Below are 17708 nucleotides of genomic sequence, written 5' to 3'. Positions count from 1 at the left end.
TCAGTTCTCCTTGAACGGAAAGCCCAGCGCCCGCAGCAGCGCTCGTCCTTCGTCGTCGTTCGTCGCCGTGGTGACGACGGTGATGTCCATGCCACGGGGCCGGTCGATGTCGTCGATGTTGATCTCGTGGAACATCGACTGCTCGTTCAGGCCGAAGGTGTAGTTGCCCGTGCCGTCGAACTGCTTGGGGCTCAGGCCGCGGAAGTCGCGGATACGCGGCAGCGCGATCGAGGTCAGCCGGTCCAGGAACTCCCACATCCGGTCGCCGCGCAGCGTCACGCGCGCACCGATCGGCATGCCCTCGCGGAGCTTGAACTGTGCGATCGACTTGCGGGCGCGGCGGATCTCCGGCTTCTGGCCGGTGATCAGCGCCAGGTCGTTGACCGCGCCGTTGATCAGCTTGGCGTCGCGGGCGGCGTCGCCGACACCCATGTTGACGACGACCTTGACCACGCCGGGAATCTGCATGACGTTGGCGTAGCCGAACTCCTTGTTCAGCGCGTCCTTGATCTCGTCGCGGTAGCGCTGCTTCAGGCGGGGGAGGGTCTTCTCTGAGTTCTCAACAGTGGTCATTTACTAGATGTCCTTGCCGTTGCGCTTCGAGACGCGGACCTTCTTGCCCGTTTCGTCGTCGAAGCGGTAGCCGATGCGGGTCGGGTTACCGTCGGAGTCGATCACCATCACGTTGCTCACGTGGATCGCCGCCTCCTGCGTGACGATGCCGCCTGAGGACGCGCCCCGCTCGTTCGCCGACTGCGCGGTGTGCTTCTTGATCCGGTTGACGCCCTCGACGAGGACCTTCTCGCGGGTCGGGTAGGCCTCGATGACCTTGCCCTTGGCGCCCTTGTCCTTGCCGGAGATGACCAGCACCGTGTCGCCCTTGTGGACCTTCATCTACAACACCTCCGGGGCAAGCGAGACGATCTTCATGAAGCGCTTCTCACGCAGTTCGCGGCCGACCGGGCCGAAGATGCGGGTGCCGCGCGGGTCGTTGTCGGGCTTGATGATGACGGCGGCGTTCTCGTCGAACTTGATGTAGCTGCCGTCGGCGCGCCTGCGCTCCTTGACGGTGCGGACGATGACGGCCTTGACGACGTCGCCACGCTTGACGTTGCCGCCGGGGATGGCGTCCTTGACGGTCGCCACGATCACATCGCCGATGCCGGCGTATCGCCGACCCGAGCCACCGAGCACACGGATGCACAAGATCTCCTTGGCACCCGTGTTGTCGGCGACCTTCAGCCGCGATTCCTGCTGAATCACTCGATCTCCTGACCTGGGTTATGTCTGCACGCCAGATACCGACCTGGTCGTACGCGGTCTTGCGTCACCGAAGAGCACGCAGGGCCCATCCGAATGGATCGGCCGAGGTCTGCCCAAGGCAACCCGTTGATTCTAGGTGAGGACCTGCGGAGAACCAAATCGTCGCTGGTCAGCGATCACGGCCCCGGCCGCGGAACCCGCTGTGGCCGGTGGCGCTGCGCTCGCGGGCGCGGGTTTCAGGGTAGTGCGACGGCGAAGTCCCCGGTGAACACCTCGGCCGCGGCCTCGAAGCCCGCGGCCGCCATCGGCGCCGTGACGTGCACGGCTGCCAGGTACATGCCGCCGTCGGGGGTCCAGATGTGCACGATGCGGTCCCGGTACTCGATGGCGTCCTGTTCGGTGTTGGACAGCGTGCCCATCAGTTCCTGGCCGCTGTAGTCGCAGAGCTCACCGGGCAGCACGCTCACTGCGCTGATCGACGAGTCGGCGACGAGCCGGTCGGAGTACGTCTCGAACGCGTAGGCCGGCTCCTCGTCGGTCGGGGTCACGGTCACCAGGGCCTTGATGTCCTCGGGGCCCGCGATGAGCACCCCGTCGCCGCTGGGCTGCGGCGGTCCGAAGCCGTCCGGGACGGCCACGGTGATCACGGGTGCGGTGGGGCCGGGTCCGGGCACCGTGGCCTCGGCGGCAGGCCGGGCCTCCGGTGAGCAGGTCACGGTTCCCGGCGGCACCGGCACCCGGTCGGTCGGGACGACCCCGAAGTCGATCGGCCCGGACGGCGGTGTCACGGGCGGGCTGCTCGACGACGGCTGCGACGACTCCTCGGATCCCGGCGGCTGCGACGCCGCCACCGCTGTGCCGTCGTCAGTTCGCGCGCATGCCGTCGCCAGGCACAGCACGGCCAGCACCGGCACGAGAGCTCTGTTCATCGTCAGTCCCTTGCGAACGCCCGCGCGAACTCGCGGTCCAGGTCGGCATACGGGGTGCCCGAGACGTCGACGTTCACCTGCGCGATGGTGCCGCCGGTGAAGGGGAACGGCGCGGTGTAGCTGCGCGACACCGGTGAGCCGGTGTTGCGTCCGACCGACAGGCTCGCGCCCGCCAGCCCGAATGTGCCGGGGTGCACCTGCATTCCCGGCAGCGTTGCGACGGCTTCGTCGTCGACGTAGAGCGTCGCCTCGCCGAGTGGGGTGTGGCTGCCCTCGACCGTGCCGGTGCGGACGAATCCGGCGCCCAGCGTGTGCCGGCCGGGTCCGACGGCCGTCGGCGAGGACAGCGTCTGTTCCTTCTCGCCGAGGAAGTTGTACACGTAGTGGAGGCGGCCGTCGGTGAAGAACAGCACGTGTCCGCCATGTGCGCCACCGTGTTTGAACACCACGCCTTCGGTGTCCGCGTCGTCGAGCAGGACGTCGGCGCGCACCGCGAACGACCGGCCCTGGATCTCGACCGCGGCGCCGACACCGACGTCGGCGGTGCCCGGGTAGTAGGAGTATGAGTCGCGTGCGCCGGCCAGGTAGGGCCGGTGACGCGACAACGTCTCGAGGATGTTCAGGTCCGCCAGCGGCAGGCCGTTGTACTTCTCGGCCTCGCGCAACCACAGCGCCTTGAGTTCCTCGAGCCTGTCGGGGTGTTCGGCGGCGAGATCCCGGCACTGGCTGCGGTCGCCGGCAATGTGGAACAGCTCCCAGCGGTCGCGGTCGAAGTGCGACCAGCCGGCCGGCGACGCGGCGTGCACCGTGTTGGCGAACCAGCCTCGATGCCAGATGCCGCGGGTGCCGAGCATCGTGTAGAACTGGGTGTCCTTGCCGGTGTCGGCGGCCGGGTCGTCCAGTGCCGCGCGGAAGCTGATGCCGTCCAACGGTTTCTGTGCCACGCCCTTCACCGTGTCGGGTGGTGTGATGCCGAGCAGGTCGTACACCGTGGGGGTGACGTCGCAGACGTTGACGTAGTGGTCGCGCACCTCGCCGTGCGCGGCGATGCCCGCCGGCCACGAGACGATGGCGGTGTCGGCGATGCCGCCCTCGTGTGACGCGTAGCGCTTGAACAGCTTGTAGGGCGTGTTGAAGGCCATCGCCCAGCCGATCGGATAGTGGTTGTAGGTCTGCGGGCCGCCCAGCCGGTCGAGGAATCGCATGCCCTCCTCGGCGGTGTCGATGTAGCCGTTGAAGAACTTGACCTCGTTGACCGAACCGTTGGGTCCCCCTTCGCCGCTGGCTCCGTTGTCGGAGATGACGACGACGATCGTGTTGTCGAGCTGGCCGGACTCCTCGAGGTAGTCGAGCACCCGGCCGATCTGGGCGTCGGTGTAGCTCAGGAACCCGGCGAACACCTCGGCCATCCGGCTGAACAACCGCTGCTCGTCCCCGCTCAGCGAGTCCCAGGGCCGCACGGTGTCCTGCTCCGGCCACGGCTGCCCGTCCGGACCGGTGACGCCGCGGTAGGGGTTCATCGGCGACAGCTCGGTGTCGGCCGGGACGATGCCCAGCTTCTTCTGGTTCTCCAGCACGATCTCGCGGTAGCGCTCGTAGCCCATGTCGAAGCGTCCGGCGTAGCGGTCCGCCCACTCCGGGGCGACGTGGTGCGGTGCGTGGCCGGCGCCGGGACACAGGTAGGTGAACCACGGCTTGTCCGGGGCGATCACCTTGGCGTCGCGGATGAACTCGATCGTCTTGTCGGCCAGGTCTTTCGACAGGTGGTAGCCGTCCTCGGGGGTGGCGGGCGGCGCGACGGGGTGGTTGTCGTAGACGAGTTCGGGATACCACTGGTCGGTCTCGCCGCCCATGAAGCCGTAGAAGCGCTCGAACCCGCGCGAGAGCGGCCAGTGCCTGCGGGTGGCCGCCACGTTGGACTCCTCGAGCGGCGTGAGGTGCCACTTGCCGACGCAGTAGGTGTTGTATCCCCGCTCGGCGAGCACCTCGGACAGCAACGCGGTGTCGAAGGGGATGCGGCCGTTGCAGTTCGGGAATCCGTCGGTGAACTCCTCGATGGTGGCCATGCCGACCGTGGTCGCGTTGCGCCCGGTGAGCATCGATGCCCGGGTGGGCGAACACAGTGCGGTGGTGTGGAATTGGCTCATCCGCACACCGTGGTCGGCGATCCGGCTCATGGCGGGCATGTCCACCAGGCCTCCGAAGCAGTCCCACGTCGCGATGCCGGTGTCGTCCCACACCAGGTACAGCACGTTGGGCGCGCCGGAAGGCGCGGTCGGCGCGGCGTAGGGCCCCCAGTCCGGCTCCGAATCCCGGATGTCGAGGTCGATCCTGCCCGCGAATTCCGGCGCCATGGCCGGGACGCTACACCCGCGAGACGCGCCATTCCGTCCATATCGGTCACCTCGGGCACCACTGTGAGGTATTCCTAAGCGGAAGAGTTAGAGAGGTGCCGACATGCCCGCTCCGCTGCTGCCACCCGGCTTCGACTTCACCGACCCCGACATCTACGTCCACCGGTTGCCCGTGGAGGAACTGGCCGAGCTGCGACGCTCGGCGCCGCTGTGGTGGAATGCCCAGCCACCCGACGTCGGCGGCTTCGGCGACGGCGGCTACTGGGTGGTGACCAAGCACCGCGACGTGCGCGAGGTCTCGGTGCGCAGCGACGTGTTCTCCTCGTCCGAGAAGTCGGTGGTGCCCCGGTACAAGGTCACCGGCGGCGGCGGTCAGATCGAGGCCGGCCGCGCGTCGATGATCATGATGGACGATCCGGAGCACACGCGGCTGCGCAAGATCATCTCCCGCGGCTTCACCCCGAGGGCCGTCGAGCGGTTGCGCGCCGAACTCGATCAGCGCGCTCAGCGCATCGCGGCCGCGGCGGCGGGACTGTCCACCGGCGACTTCGTGCTCGACGTCGCCCGCGAACTACCGCTGCAGGCCATCGCCGGTCTGCTCGGCGTACCGCAGGAGGACCGGGAGAAGCTGTTCGACTGGAGCAACCAGATGATCGGTGACGAGGACCCCGAGTTCGCCGGATACGACTCGCTGGGCTCAGCGGCCGAGTTGATGTGGTACGCCATGCAATTGGCGCAGCGCAAGGCCGGTCAGCGCAGCGAGGACATCGTCAGTGCGTTGATGGACGCCGACGACGAGGGCCAGCTGACGGAGGCCGAGTTCGGGATGTTCGTCGTCACGTTGACCATCGCGGGCAACGAGACGACGCGCCAGTCCATCACGCAGGGGATGATGGCCTTCACCGAGCACCCCGAGCAGTGGGAGCTGTTCAAGGCCCGCCGCCCGAAGACCGCAGCTGACGAGATCATCCGCTGGGCCTCCCCGATCAACGCGTTCCAGCGCACCGCGTTGCAGGACACCGAACTCGGCGGCGTCCGCATCCGCAAGGGGCAGCGGCTGGTGCTGTTCTACCGGTCGGCGAACTTCGACGAGGACGTCTTCGACGAGCCGTCCCGATTCGACATCCTGCGACACCCCAACCCCCACCTCGGATTCGGTGGCACCGGCGCGCACTACTGTGTCGGCGCCAACCTCGCGAGGATGACGATCGACCTGATGTTCAATGCCATCGCCGATCACCTCCCCGACCTGAAGCCGCTCGGAGATCCCGAGCGCCTGCGGTCGAGCATGATCAACGGCATCAAGCACTGGGAGGTCGACTACACCGGCGGCCGTCGGACAGATCAGTCCGCACCGGCGTAGCGGACGGGCCGATACGTGCGGGACCGGACCGGCCGCTCCCACAGCGCTCCCCCACCGGCGGTCACGCCGTACTTGATCAGTTCGCGCTTGAGGATCTTGTTGGTGGCCGTCTGCGGCAGTGCGTCGTTGATGCGGACGAACCGGGGCCACGCCTTGGGGGACAGATCCTGTTGTGCGGCGAGGAAGGCCTCGAGCTGAGCGGGGGTGAGTTCGGCACCGTCGTTCAGGACGACCGCGGCCATCACCTGGTCGCCGACCTGCGGGTCGGGCACCGCGTAGACCGCGACCTGGTTGAGCTCCGGCAGCCTCAGCAGGATTCGTTCGATCGGTGCGGCGGCGAGGTTCTCGCCGTCGACCCGCATCCAGTCGGCGGTGCGTCCCGCCAGGTAGATCCATCCTTCGGCGTCACGGTAGGCGAGGTCTCCGGACCAGTACATGCCGTGGCGCATGCGCTCGTCGGTGGCGCCGGGATCGTTGTAGTACCCGCCGAACGCACCGCCGCCGGTGGTGTTGACCAGTTCACCCACCGCATCGTCGAAATTGGCCAGCGCACCGGTCTGGTCGAACACCGCTGTCGCGCATTCGGTCACGGTGTCGGGGTGGTAGACGGCGACGCCCTCCCAGCCCTTGCCGATGGATCCGGGCGGGGTCCCGTCCTCGCGGACCACGATGACGGCGAACTCGCTGGAGCCGAACCCGTCCATCACCCGGCAGCCGAACCGCCGTGCGAATGCCTCGATGTCACGGTCGGCGGCCTCGTTGCCGAACGCGACCCGCAGCGGGTTGTCGGCGTCGTCCGGTCGCTCCGGGGTACCGAGCACCAGTGCGAGCGGCTTGCCGACGTAGTTCATGTACGTGGCGCCGTAGCGCCGGATGTCGTCGAGGAAGCGTGAGGCCGAGAACTTGGCGGGCACCATCGCCGCGCCGCTGCAGACGGCCACCGACCAACCGCCCGCCACGCCGTTCGAGTGGAACAGCGGCATCGACAGATAGCAGACGTCGTCGGGGGTGATGTCGTGTTGCAGCACCAGGCTACTGCCGCTCAGCACCGCCATCACGTGAGCGAACGGCACCGCCTTCGGGTTGCCGCTGGTGCCCGAGGTGAAGATCAGCATCATCGGGTCGGTGGCCTCGACCTCGCGGTGCGGCACTAGCGCTCCCGCGGCGCCGACCGCCTTCAAATAGGCCGGTGATGTCACGTCGATGACTGTCACGCCGGTCAGATCCAGCTCGTCGAGCAGCGCCAGGTGGTCGGGATCGACCAGCAGCAGTTGACAATCCGATCGGCGGATGTCGTCGAGCAGACCCGCGCCGCGGCGGGTGGTGTTGATGCCGCACAGCACGTAGCCGCCCAGTGCGGCGGCGGCCATGGATCGCAACATCGGCGGGGTGTTGCCGAGCAGCACCCCGACATGCAGCGGCCGGGCCGGATCGGCCGAGTCGATCATCGCCGACGCCTCGGCGGCGGCCTCGGCGAGATGCTCGCGCCAGGACCACGTCCGGTCCCCGTGCATGACCGCGATGCCGTCGTCGTCCATGCGGTCGCGAAGGACCTGCTGAATGGTCTCATGCATGGGGCGTCCTCATCGTGACGTGAACACCAGTCCGGCGTAGTCGTTCTCGGCGACGTCGTCGCACTGCCTGCGGTAGTTGCCGAATCCCCCGACGTACGGCATGAACACCCGCTTCTTGCCCTCGATGTTCGCGCCGAGATACCACGACGAGGCGGCGTGGACGAACAGAGTGCCCTCGGCCACCTCGGTGACGTGCCGGGTCCACGCGTCGGCGGCGTCGGCACGGGGTTCCACCTGGGTGACACCCAGCGCGCGGGCCTCGGTGATCAACGCCATCACCCAGTCGACCTGGACCTCGGCGTGCAGGACCATGTTGGCCAGCACCGACGGGCTGCCCGGTCCGCTGAAGCTGAACAGGTTCGGCAGCTTCGGGATCATCATCCCGAGGAACGTGACCGGTCCGTCGGCCCACAGGTCACCCAGCCGGGCACTGCCCCCGCCGACCGGGTCGATGCGGCTCAGCGCGCCGGTCATCGCGTCGAAACCGGTGGCGAACACCAGTACGTCACAGGGGTATTCGGACGTGGTTGTCTGCACGGCACCGGCCGTGACGGCGGTGATGGGCTCGCGGCGCAGGTTGACCAGGCTGACGTGGTCGAGATTGAACGTCTCGTAGTACCCCGTGTCGGTGCAGATGCGCTTGGTGCCGATCGGATGGTCGGCCGGGACGAGGTCGTCGGCGACCGCCGGATCGGCGACGAGCTCCCTGATGCGTGCCTCGGCGAACTCGCGCGCGATGTCGTTGGCGGCCAGGTCGGTCAACTGGTCGGCGAACGTCTTGCTGAACAGCACGCCACCCTCGGTCCATCGCTGCCGCAGCGCCTCTTCGCGTTCCTCGGGACTGGTGGCGGCGGCGGCTCCGGCCGGGCTGGTGTGCGGCGTCCCCGCGGGCGCGTACGCCGACCGGCGGCGCCGCTCGGCGTACTCCGCCCGGATGCGGTGCATGTCGTCGTCGGTCCATGGGTGATTCGGCATCGGCACGCTGTAGTTCGGCGACCGCTGGAAGACGGTCAGTGACGCGGCCGACGCCGCGATGAGAGGTGCGGCCTGGATGCCCGAGGACCCGGTGCCGACCAGCCCGACGTGCTTGCCGGTGAAGTCGGGGTCGCGCTGGGGCCAGGCGGCCGTGTGGTAGACCTCGCCGGCGAAGTCTCCGACGCCCGGCAGGTCCGGCCGGTTGACCGCGGACAGGCAGCCGGTGGCGCACAGCAGGAACGAGGCACGGTGGTGGGCGCCGGTCGACGCGCGCACCTCCCACGTCCCGGTCAGCTCGTCGAAGGCGGCGCCCGTCACGGCCGTGCCGAACACGTAGTGGCGGGTCAGATCGAACCGGTCGGCGACGTGCTCCAGGTAGGCCAGGATCTCCGGCTGGCCGGCGAACCGCTCGGTCCACGTCCACGACTGCTGCAGGTCCTCGTCGAAGGAGTACGAGTAGTCGACGCTCTCCACGTCGCAGCGCGCGCCCGGGTAGCGGTTCCAATACCAGGTTCCGCCAACGCCGTCGGCGGCGTCGATACCCATCACGCTCAGACCGGCCGCGGCGGCGCGATGTACCGCGTACAACCCCGCGAAGCCAGCACCGATCACGATCACGTCGTGGTGCCCGCCGGTCACGACACCGCCTCCGCGACACGGGCGGCGAGCAGGTGGCGCATGTCCGACCACAGCAGTTCGCGGGCGGCGACCGCGGGCGGGAAGGCCATCATGGTGAGGAAGCCGTGGAAGAGACCGCGGAAGTCGCGGTGCAGCACCGCGGTACCGTCGTCGCGCAGTCGCCGGGCGTATGCCGCGCCCTCGCTGTGCAGCGGGTCGAGGGTGGCGGTGACCACGATCGCCGCGGGCAGCGCCGCCAGCGAGTCAGCGCGTGCGGGCGCGACGAGGTGGGCCGGCTCGGGCAGCGCCGTTCCACCGAGGTACTGCCGCCAATACCATTGCAGGGCAGCACGGGTGGTGGCATATCCGTTGGCGCGCAGGCGCTGGCTGACGCTGTCGCATGACGGGTCGATCACCGGATAGAGCAGGATCTGCGCGAGCGGCGGGACCGTGCCCCGTTCCCGGCACAGGATCGACGCGACGGCGGCGAGATTGCCGCCGGCACTGTCTCCCGCCACCGCGATGCGCCGGGGGTCGACGCCGAGTTCCGCGGCGTTGCGGGTTACCCAGTCGAAGGCCGCGAAGGCGTCCTCCGCGGCGGCGGGCGCCGGGTGCTCGGGTGCGAGCCGGTAGCCGACCGAGACCACCACCGATCCGGTGTGGCGGGACATCTCCCGGCAGAATCCATCGTGGCTTTCGATGTCGCACAACACGAATCCGCCGCCGTGGTAGAACACCACGCCGGGAAGTGGCGTGTCGCCGTGACCGTGCGGCCGGTAGATTCGCACGCCGATGGATCCGGCCGCGGTGTCGATGACGCGGTCACGGGCGGCGGCGTCGTCGACGTTGGTCACCGCCTGGCGCCTGGCCGCCACCGCCGCGCGCGCCGCTTCGGCGGACATCTGCTCGACCGCCGGAAAGGCGTCGTCGAGCGTCCGCAGCATCGCGGCTACTCCGTCGTCCATGGGCTCCTCGTGGGTGGTGACCTGTTTCTATCAGAAATAGAGATGGGGCCGGGCCGGATTGTCGGCATCCCCGGCCGGCCGCTCATCTAGGGTGTCGCCATGGCCGACGACCACCCGGAGCCGGGTCCGCGACTGCGGGCGACGAGCTACGCGGTGCTGGGCCTGCTGTCCTTCGGTCAGGAGCTGTCGGGTTTCGACATGAAGCGCTGGGCCGACTGGAGCCTGAAGTTCTTCTACTGGGCGCCGTCCTACAGCCAGATCTACGGCGAGCTGCACAAGCTCGAGGAGCTGGGTCTGGTCGCGTCACGCCTGGACGACAACAAGAACGTCGCGCGCAAGCGCGGTGAGCGCGAGAAGCGGGTCTACCGCATCACCCCCGAGGGCGAACGGGCCGTGTCCGCGTGGACGGCCGAGGCGGCACCGGAGCCCGCGGTGCTCAAACACGGCATCATGTTGCGGGCGTGGTTGGGCCATACCGCCGATCCGGCGAAGCTGCGTGAGATGGTGCTGGCGCATCGCGCGCAGTCCGAACGCATGAGGGTGCTCGCCCAGGACCACGCCGAGGGTGCGGCGCCGGTGCCCGAATGGGAGTACCCCGTCGCGGTGCTCAACTGGTCGGCGCAGTACTACGCCGACGAGTGCGCCCGCGCCGACACCCTGCTCGCCGAACTGGACCGGCTCGCCGCCAAGCGCAGGCGCAAGGCCCGACGCAAGTCCTGACGTCTCACGCCGGCCGGTACCGCAGCAGCGTCACGCCGGTGCCTGGCACGTCGTGGAACACCGGGGTGACCCGCATCCCCACCCGGATCTGCTCCGGATCGACGTCGACCAGTTCGGTGCTGACACGCGGTCCCTCGTCCCACTGGACGACGGCGAGCAGTTGCGGCAGCGCATCTGCCCATGGCGGACCGGTGGGCCGTCGCGCCACGGTGTAGGTGAACAGCTCACCGGCGCCGGAGATCTCGCGCCACTCCAGGTCGTCGGCCAGCGTCCCCGGCGCCAGGGTTCGGGGATAGAACACGTGACGTCCCAGCGACGGGCTGTACTGGATCACGATGCGGTGTTCGGTCAGCGCGTGCCAGTACGGTGCGGACACCGGAGTCGGCTCGGGCAGCGGCACAGCAGGCCGCGATTCGGGGGTCATGCCGGTCACCTGTCAGTCACCTCCCAGCACCAGGGCCACCTGCTCACTCATGATGCCGCCGGTGCCGGTGACGAAGGCGACGTCGCAGCCGGCCACCTGGGCGTCCGCGCTGCGGCCCATCACCTGGCGCGCGGCGTCGACCACGTGGTGCATGCCACCCGCCATGCCGGCCTGCCCGAAGGACAGCTGGCCACCGGCGGTGTTGAGCGGGAAGTCGCCCCGATAGGTCAGATCGGTTTCGTTGATCCACTGTGCGCCTAGGCCTTTAGGGCAGAAGCCGGCGTCCTCCAGGCTCATCAGGACGGTGATGGTGTAGCAGTCGTAGACCGACGCGACATCCACGTCGGCCTGGGTCAGGCCGGCCATCGCGAACGCCTTCGCCGACGACCGGGCGACGGGGGTCACCATCAAGTCGTCGGCGTAGGTCGGCGTCTTGAAGGCGATGTGTTCCCCGAAGCCCTTGATCCACACCGGCCGGTGCCGGGAACGCGCCGCGAGGTCGGCGTTGGCGATCAGCACGCCCGCGCCGCCCTGGACGCGCATCACGGTCTCCAGCATGTGGATGGGGTCGGCGATCATCGGGCTGTCCAGCACGTCCTCGACGGTGAGCGGCTTGCCGTGGAACACCGCGCCGGGATGAGCGCACGCATTTGTGCGCTGGTCGACGGCGATCTTGGCCAGCGCGACGGGATCGTATCCGTACAGCGCCGCGTACCGCCGGGCGATCTGGGCGTAGGGCGCGTTCTGGCCGACGTTGCCGTACGGGATCTCGTACTCGGCCTGCGGCGAACCGAACTCGTTGCTCGACGCGCCGTACCAGGCGGGCTGCTGCGGGGGTCGGCGCTGTGACCGCGGGAGCATCGTCGACCCGGGGACGACGGCGAGCACGGCATCGCAGAGGCCCAATTCGACGGCGACGGCCGCGCGCCACACCATGCCTGCCGACGTGGCGCCGCCCAGGTCGACCCGCTCGCCGAAATCGATGGGCAACCCCAGGTATTCGCTGAGGGTGGCCGGGGCGAACATGGCCGATTCGGCGATGCCGTGGCAGACGATGCCGTTGATCACGGCGGCGTCCAGGCCGGCGTCCCGGCTCACCATCGCGGCCAGCGCGGCGTACTGGTCGATGGTGAAGAGCTCGGGACGGGTCTGCTTGCGCTGGGCGGGCAGTTCCGCGATCCCGACGATCGCCGCTTCGCCACGCAGTCCCGTCATCCGCCGTCCCGCCTCGGCAGGGCCACCGTCGCCGTTCCCGGCATGAGCACCGTGTCTCCCCGTCGGCCCGTGATGTCGACGTCGACGAGGCCGACCCCGTCGTCCATCCGCTTGGCCGTCACCGTCCCTGCGAACGTCAGCTCCTCACCGGGGTAGGCCACGGCGCGGTTCTGCACCGAGTACCGGAGCAGCCGGCCGCGGCCGCCGATCCAGTCGGTGAGGGCGCGTGCCAGCAGGGCGGACTGCAACGGGCCCTGCACCAGTACGTCGTCGTATCCCTCGACGGTCGTCGCCCAGTCCCTGTCGTAGTGGATGCGATGACCGTTGTAGGTGGCGGCGCTGAAGAAGAACATCTGCGTCCGGTCCACGGTCACCGCGAGCGGGGTGATCGCGTCGCCGGGTTCGACGTCCTCGTAGCACAACTGCTCGGTCACTCGGGTCTCCTATGGCCGGGCGATCATCGACGTGGTGGCCTCGGCCAGCAGCGCACCGTGCTGATTGTGGTAGCCGGTGTGCCATGTCACCAGCACGAAACGGCCTGACCTGCCCTGCTTCTCGACGATCGACTCGATGGTGCGGACCATCTCGACCTCGTCGCCGTGATAGGCGGGCAGATGGAACGTGGTGGTTTCGCCGCCGGCCATCCGGCGCGGCGCGCGGGGGAAGGCCAGCCCGCCGGACACCGCTCCCGACGAACCGTCGGGGCGCAGGTCGGCCAGCGCCGCGACACCGAGCACCGCGTACTGCAGGTACAGCGGCGGACAGATCACGTCGTCGTACCCGTTGGCGCGGGCGTACTCCGGGTCGAACCACAGCGGGTTGTGGTCACCCACCGCCGCCGCCCAGCGCTGCCACTGCAACCGGTGCACGTCCCCGGTGGCACGGGCGGCGACGGTGCCCACCCGGGCCGCGGATTCGGCGTCGATCAGGCTGTCCTGGTTCACGAGTCGGCTCCCTCCAGCCAGGTCGCGGCCACGTCGGCGCCGCCGCCGAGCGTGGAGAGCACCCGCGCCCGTTCGGAATACCGGTGCAGGTCGGTGTCGACGACGTATCCCATGCCGCCGTGCAGCTGGTGCGCGTCGAGGGTGGCGAGCTTGGCGGCACCTGCGGCGTGCATGCGGGCGACGGCGGTCCGGCGGGTGGCGTCATGACCGTCGTCGAGGAGTGACACCGCCGCCCAGCAGGACAGCCGTGCCGCCGCAAGGGCGATGTGCATGTCGGCCACCAGATGCTGTGCGGCCTGGAACGACGCGATGGGCCTGCCGAACTGGTGGCGCAGCACGGTGTGGTCGACGGTGCGCTGCAGGGCAGCCTCGCCGACCCCGACGAGGTCGAGGGATATCAGGGCGGTGGCGACCGTGGCGAGCCGGTGCAGCTGGTCGTCGATCACTCCCCCGGTGGCGCCGAGCACCATGCGGCGGTCGTCGACCCTGACGCCGTCGAAGTGCAGCCGCGCCGCGGTCTGCCCGCCCATCATCGTCAGCGGTTCGGCGCGCAGCGACGGGGACAGGGTGGACACCACGAACACCAGCGATCGTGTGTCGGCGGTGTCTGTGCCGGAGACGATGACGAGGTCGGCGTGTGCCGCGTCGAGCACGAAGTCGGCGCAGCCGTTGAGCAGCCAGCCCTCGCCGTCGGGTGCGGCGAGCAGCGTGGGCGTGACGAGGCGCGCGTTGACGGCCGACCACAGAGCCGTTGCGTACCGGCGTGTTCCGGCGGCGATGCCGGGCAGCAGCGCGGCACGCTGTTCGGCCGTGCCGATGGCGTTCACGGCAAGGCCGGCGATGATGGTGCTGTGCACGATCGTCGGGCACAGGCCGCGGCCCGCCTCCACCGAGAAGGCACCGAGGTCCTTCAGCGATCCGCCGGACCCGCCGTAAGTTTCGGGTAGGGCGAGTCCGAGGATGCCCGCATCGGCGAGAAGTCCCCACACGCCGGGTGACTCGGAGTTCGCCGCGAAGAGTCGCCGCAGCATCGCGGTGAACTCGAGTTCGTCCTCGTCGGGCAGCAGGCGCACGTCGGGTCCCCGGTCAGCGTCCGTAGGACGGCATGCCGTGGCCGCGCTGTGCGATGACGTCGCGCAGCACCTCGTTGGTGCCGCCGCCGAACCGCATCAACGGCGCGGCTCGGTACAGCCGCTCGAAGACGCCGTCGGCGGGGGCGCCGGGCGTCCGGTGCGCCAGCAGGCCGTCCGGTCCGAGCAGGTCGATGGCGAGGTCGGCGATCCGTTGGCGCAGCTCGCTGGTGAAGACCTTCTCGACACTCACCTCGACGGTCGGGATGACACCTGTGTCGAGCATCGATGCGGCCTCCAGTCCCATCAGCATCGCCACGTCGACGTCGGCCTCGGCCTGCAGGAGACGCCGCACGAAGAACGGATTGCCTGCGGGCACCGAACCGTCGCGCCGCGGGAGCCGGGCGTGGCGCTGCAGTTCGTCGAGTGCACGCCGCAGGTCACCGGCGTTCGTGAGCGCGCCGCGCTCGAGATCCAGGGCGCCGGTGATGTAGGTCCACCCGTGGTTCTCCTCACCGATCAGATTCGTTGCGGGAACCCGGACGTCGCGGAAGAACACCTCATTTGTGCGGTAGCCGGACCACGCGGTCAGCGGCCGGATCTCGATCCCGGGGCGGTCGAGCGGCACGATGAGCACCGAGATGCCGCGGTGCCGCCGGGCATCGGGATCGGTGCGCACACAGAGCCACTCGTGGGTGCTGCGCTGTGCGCCGCTGTTCCAGATCTTCGATCCGTTGATCACCCACTCGTCACCGTCACGGACGGCGCGGGTGCGCAGGGCGGCGAGATCGGTGCCTGCGTCCGGTTCGGAATAGCCGACGGCACAGGTCAGCTCGCCCCTGGCGATCGGAGGGAGGAATTCGCGCCTGTTCTGGTCGGTGCCGTGACGCATGATCATCGGCGCCACCGAGGTCACCGTCAGATCCGGCCCCGGGACGCCCCAGTACTCGAACTCCCGCATCAGCAGGTGCTGATGCATGGCGCCGAGCCCGAGTCCGCCGTACTCCTTCGGCCAGGTGACGCCGAACCAGCCCTTCTCGCCGACCTTGCGCCGGAATGCCGACACTTCGCCGCCGATGCGTTCGAGACCGTGTTCGGCCAGTTCGGCTACGAGCGCCGGTGTCACCGAGTCGCGCAGGAACGCCCGAACTTCGCCGACCCAGGCCTGGTGCGCCGGATCGAGGCCGTCATCCACGAGCGGCAGCCTAGCCGCAGGCGTGTCTCTCCGGACTATTTCGAAAAGAAAGAGTTTCGGGATCCGCCCTGCGCCGTCACCACATCGTGCCGCGGAGGTGATCGGCAGGCCTCAGGTCGTGTGCGGCCAGGATGCCCGCCGGGGCGTCGCAGACGGCGCCGACGGCGTTGACCGCGCGCGCGGCGGTGGCGATGACCCCGCCCTGGTTGTGGTCGATCCCGATCCCGACGTGGACGTTGATCTCCACACCGGGGTCGCCCTGCACCACGACGCGGTGCACGCCGGGCCTGCCTTCCGGCGGGTAGATCCAGTCCGGTGCGGCCGCCTTGGTGAGCCGGTTGACGTGCTCCATGGTGATCACCGCCCGCCCGTCGGCGACGCCCTCGACCCCGAACCGCACCGCCGCGACCCGGCCGGGTTCGACCGTCATCATCGTGCAGTCGATGGGCTGCGGCGTCACCCACTTCTCGTGCCGCTCGCGCACGTCGTCGAGCTCGACACCCAGGCCCTCGGCGAGGGTGCGCACCTGTCCGCCCCACAGGGACGTCAGAACTCCGGGCGAGAACATGATCGGCGTGTGGTCCGGCGTGGTGCCGAATCCGAAGCTGGCGCCGGTGAATTCAGCGTCGTCGTAGGAGCCGTAGTCGAAGACCTCCTGCACGGTCACCGCAGTCGCCCTGGTGGAGAGGCTGAGCGCCGCGTGCACCAGGGTGTCCCCGGAGAAGCCCGGGTCGATGCCGTTGACGTACAGGGTGGCGCCTCCGGTGCGGCATGCCCGCTCCAGCGGTTCGCGCAACCAGGCGTCGGCATGTTGCGGGGCGACCAGCCAGACCAGCGACGTGCCGACGACGTTGACCCCCGCTTCGAGGAATCCGGCGATCTCCTCGATCGCCGCCCGGGGCCGCGTCTCGGCCTGTGAGGTGTAGACGACGCAGTCGGCGTTCAGTGCCAGCAGCGCGTCGATGTCGTCGGTGGCGGTGACGCCGGTCGGCTCGGCCAGGCCGCACAACTCGGCCGCGTCGCGTCCGATCTTGGCCGCGCCGTTGGCGTGCACACCCACCAGTTCGATGTCGGGCCTGCCGATCAGCGCCCGCAGCGCATGGACGCCGACGTTCCCGGTGGAGAACTGGATCACCCGACGTTTCCCGCGCATGGTCGCCTCCCGCCCGCTCACAGCAGGTCGGTGATGGTCTTGAGGCCTGCGTCGTAGAGCACGCCGGGCATCATGCCGCCGTCGACTTCGATCGTGGTGCCGTTGACGTAATCGGCGCCGCCACCGGCGAGGAACACGCAGAGCCGTCCGACCTCGTCGAGCTCGCCGCCGCGCCGCAGCGGGATCTTGGCGAAGTATTCCGCGCCGTCCGGATCGTCGGCGGGAAGGACGAACGACCGGAGGTTGTCGGTCAGGTGCGGGCCGAGGGCGAGTGCGTTGACCCGCGCGTGCGGTCCCCACTCCTCGGCGAGCGAACGGGTCATCTGGTTGAGTCCGGCCTTCGCCGCGCCGTAGGACACCAGCGTCGGCGAACCGGCCGGATGCGATGCCCCGCTGGAGATGTTGATGATGCAGCCGGTGCCGTCCTGGTGCCGCATCTGACGAAAAACCCTGACCGCGAACCACAGTGGGCTGATGAGGTTCATCTGGATGGCGAACGCGTGGAACATCACGGTCCGCTCGTAGTCGTCGTCGCTGCGGGGTGCGCCCTGGATCTTCTGCACCAGTTCGGGGATGTCCTCCGCGTGCGGCGCCGGAACCGTGCCGCCGGCGTTGTTGACCAGGATGTCAATGCGGCCGTGGGTGTCGGCGACCTGCTGCACGAATGCGTCGATGGCGCGGTGATCGCCCTGGTCGCACACCGACTGTTGCGACCGCTCCGCCCAGCCGGGATGCTCACCGACTCCCGGGATGGCCGGCAGCGGTGTACGCGAACAGCCGATGACGGTGGCCCCGGCGCGCAGCAACTCGTGGGCAATGCCGACGCCGACACCACGGCTGGTTCCGGTGACTATCGCGATCTTGCCGTCCAGGGAACCCATCGGTGTCATTCCTCTCGCGGTCACATCGCGCGGATGGCGCCGCGGGCTTCGCCCTCCACATGCGG

General features: G+C 69.1%; 18 protein-coding genes. 2 read left to right on the top strand and 16 right to left on the bottom strand.

The genetic code is table 11. The annotated features are described in order from the left end of the window. From rplE to O6P37_RS08910, 5 genes are all read right to left on the bottom strand, one after another. Positions 1 to 573 carry a 50S ribosomal protein L5 gene (gene rplE, locus O6P37_RS08930; protein ID WP_269893731.1) on the bottom strand — a complete coding sequence of 191 codons (573 nt, stop codon included), beginning with the start codon at positions 571 to 573 and terminating at the stop codon, positions 1 to 3. Between the two features lie 3 nt (positions 574 to 576). Further along, complete coding sequence (gene rplX / locus O6P37_RS08925) at positions 577 to 894, bottom strand: 50S ribosomal protein L24 (RefSeq protein WP_269893730.1); 318 nt, start codon at positions 892 to 894, stop codon at positions 577 to 579. Continuing rightward, complete coding sequence (gene rplN, locus O6P37_RS08920; RefSeq protein WP_137148880.1) at positions 895 to 1263, bottom strand: 50S ribosomal protein L14; 369 nt, start codon at positions 1261 to 1263, stop codon at positions 895 to 897. It abuts the gene before it with no gap. A gap of 236 nt (positions 1264 to 1499) precedes the next feature. Further along, positions 1500 to 2192 (bottom strand): hypothetical protein, encoded by a 693-nt coding sequence (locus O6P37_RS08915; RefSeq protein WP_269893729.1) that lies wholly within the window; start codon positions 2190 to 2192, stop codon positions 1500 to 1502. 2 nt (positions 2193 to 2194) lie between these two features. Beyond that, entirely contained in the window at positions 2195 to 4546 is a 2352-nt protein-coding gene (locus O6P37_RS08910; protein WP_269893728.1) for an arylsulfatase, read from the bottom strand. A 103-nt stretch (positions 4547 to 4649) separates the two neighbouring features. Here O6P37_RS08910 and O6P37_RS08905 point away from each other — a divergent pair, with 103 nt between their 5' ends. Continuing rightward, complete coding sequence (locus O6P37_RS08905; RefSeq protein ID WP_269893727.1) at positions 4650 to 5909, top strand: cytochrome P450; 1260 nt, start codon at positions 4650 to 4652, stop codon at positions 5907 to 5909. Here O6P37_RS08905 and fadD1 read toward each other — a convergent pair. The 3 genes from fadD1 to O6P37_RS08890 are packed head-to-tail and all read right to left on the bottom strand — an operon-like array spanning position 5891 to position 10041. Continuing rightward, the gene (fadD1, locus tag O6P37_RS08900; protein WP_269893726.1) at positions 5891 to 7483 is read right to left on the bottom strand and encodes a fatty-acid--CoA ligase FadD1; all 1593 of its coding nucleotides are present in this window, start codon (positions 7481 to 7483) and stop codon (positions 5891 to 5893) included. The genes O6P37_RS08905 and fadD1 overlap by 19 nt on opposite strands. A gap of 9 nt (positions 7484 to 7492) precedes the next feature. Beyond that, positions 7493 to 9097: a flavin-containing monooxygenase gene (locus O6P37_RS08895; protein ID WP_269893725.1), complete on the bottom strand. Its 1605-nt coding sequence runs from the start codon at positions 9095 to 9097 to the stop codon at positions 7493 to 7495. Then, positions 9094 to 10041, bottom strand: coding sequence for an alpha/beta hydrolase (locus O6P37_RS08890; RefSeq protein WP_269893724.1), 948 nt, complete (start codon positions 10039 to 10041; stop codon positions 9094 to 9096). The genes O6P37_RS08895 and O6P37_RS08890 overlap by 4 nt, the downstream gene beginning before the upstream one ends. Positions 10042 to 10140: 99 nt before the next feature. Between O6P37_RS08890 and O6P37_RS08885 the strand changes: the two genes are divergently transcribed. Further along, positions 10141 to 10761, top strand: coding sequence for a PadR family transcriptional regulator (locus O6P37_RS08885; protein WP_269893723.1), 621 nt, complete (start codon positions 10141 to 10143; stop codon positions 10759 to 10761). Between the two features lie 4 nt (positions 10762 to 10765). Here the strand turns inward: O6P37_RS08885 and O6P37_RS08880 are convergent, their stop codons facing one another. From O6P37_RS08880 to O6P37_RS08845, 8 genes are all read right to left on the bottom strand, one after another. Beyond that, positions 10766 to 11185, bottom strand: coding sequence for a Zn-ribbon domain-containing OB-fold protein (locus tag O6P37_RS08880; protein WP_269893722.1), 420 nt, complete (start codon positions 11183 to 11185; stop codon positions 10766 to 10768). Positions 11186 to 11197: 12 nt separating this feature from the next. Next, on the bottom strand, positions 11198 to 12400 hold the full coding sequence (locus O6P37_RS08875; RefSeq protein ID WP_269893721.1) for a thiolase family protein: 1203 nt from the start codon (positions 12398 to 12400) through the stop codon (positions 11198 to 11200). Continuing rightward, complete coding sequence (locus tag O6P37_RS08870) at positions 12397 to 12834, bottom strand: MaoC family dehydratase (protein ID WP_269893720.1); 438 nt, start codon at positions 12832 to 12834, stop codon at positions 12397 to 12399. Before O6P37_RS08870 ends, O6P37_RS08875 begins: the two co-directional genes overlap by 4 nt. Positions 12835 to 12843: 9 nt before the next feature. After that, positions 12844 to 13344, bottom strand: coding sequence for a MaoC family dehydratase (locus O6P37_RS08865; protein ID WP_269893719.1), 501 nt, complete (start codon positions 13342 to 13344; stop codon positions 12844 to 12846). Next, positions 13341 to 14417 carry an acyl-CoA dehydrogenase family protein gene (locus O6P37_RS08860; protein ID WP_269893718.1) on the bottom strand — a complete coding sequence of 359 codons (1077 nt, stop codon included), beginning with the start codon at positions 14415 to 14417 and terminating at the stop codon, positions 13341 to 13343. The genes O6P37_RS08865 and O6P37_RS08860 overlap by 4 nt, the downstream gene beginning before the upstream one ends. 13 nt (positions 14418 to 14430) lie before the next feature. After that, a complete protein-coding gene (locus O6P37_RS08855) occupies positions 14431 to 15609 on the bottom strand; it encodes an acyl-CoA dehydrogenase family protein (protein WP_269893717.1) in 1179 nt (392 codons plus the stop codon). Between the two features lie 76 nt (positions 15610 to 15685). Beyond that, complete coding sequence (locus O6P37_RS08850; protein WP_269893716.1) at positions 15686 to 16762, bottom strand: NAD(P)H-dependent amine dehydrogenase family protein; 1077 nt, start codon at positions 16760 to 16762, stop codon at positions 15686 to 15688. Positions 16763 to 16779: 17 nt separating this feature from the next. Further along, a complete protein-coding gene (locus tag O6P37_RS08845) occupies positions 16780 to 17643 on the bottom strand; it encodes an SDR family NAD(P)-dependent oxidoreductase (RefSeq protein ID WP_269893715.1) in 864 nt (287 codons plus the stop codon). Positions 17644 to 17708: the final 65 nt, after the last annotated feature.

This window comes from Mycobacterium hippophais (genome assembly GCF_027529605.1).
Lineage (GTDB): Bacteria > Actinomycetota > Actinomycetes > Mycobacteriales > Mycobacteriaceae > Mycobacterium > Mycobacterium arseniciresistens.
The sequence above is the reverse complement of the archived record's forward strand: the minus strand, read 5'-3'. Positions and strand labels throughout refer to the sequence as shown.

What these genes read in the sequence shown, in the direction of transcription:
- O6P37_RS08885 (WP_269893723.1), top strand. Translation starts at nt 10,141, where the DNA reads ATGGCCGACGACCACCCGGAGCCGGGTCCGCGACTGCGGGCGACGAGC.
- O6P37_RS08905 (WP_269893727.1), top strand. Translation starts at nt 4,650, where the DNA reads ATGCCCGCTCCGCTGCTGCCACCCGGCTTCGACTTCACCGACCCCGAC.
- rplE (WP_269893731.1), bottom strand. Translation starts at nt 573, where the DNA reads ATGACCACTGTTGAGAACTCAGAGAAGACCCTCCCCCGCCTGAAGCAG.
- fadD1 (WP_269893726.1), bottom strand. Translation starts at nt 7,483, where the DNA reads ATGCATGAGACCATTCAGCAGGTCCTTCGCGACCGCATGGACGACGAC.
- rplX (WP_269893730.1), bottom strand. Translation starts at nt 894, where the DNA reads ATGAAGGTCCACAAGGGCGACACGGTGCTGGTCATCTCCGGCAAGGAC.
- O6P37_RS08875 (WP_269893721.1), bottom strand. Translation starts at nt 12,400, where the DNA reads ATGACGGGACTGCGTGGCGAAGCGGCGATCGTCGGGATCGCGGAACTG.
- O6P37_RS08890 (WP_269893724.1), bottom strand. Translation starts at nt 10,041, where the DNA reads ATGGACGACGGAGTAGCCGCGATGCTGCGGACGCTCGACGACGCCTTT.
- O6P37_RS08880 (WP_269893722.1), bottom strand. Translation starts at nt 11,185, where the DNA reads ATGACCCCCGAATCGCGGCCTGCTGTGCCGCTGCCCGAGCCGACTCCG.
- O6P37_RS08850 (WP_269893716.1), bottom strand. Translation starts at nt 16,762, where the DNA reads ATGCGCGGGAAACGTCGGGTGATCCAGTTCTCCACCGGGAACGTCGGC.
- O6P37_RS08910 (WP_269893728.1), bottom strand. Translation starts at nt 4,546, where the DNA reads ATGGCGCCGGAATTCGCGGGCAGGATCGACCTCGACATCCGGGATTCG.
- O6P37_RS08915 (WP_269893729.1), bottom strand. Translation starts at nt 2,192, where the DNA reads ATGAACAGAGCTCTCGTGCCGGTGCTGGCCGTGCTGTGCCTGGCGACG.
- O6P37_RS08845 (WP_269893715.1), bottom strand. Translation starts at nt 17,643, where the DNA reads ATGGGTTCCCTGGACGGCAAGATCGCGATAGTCACCGGAACCAGCCGT.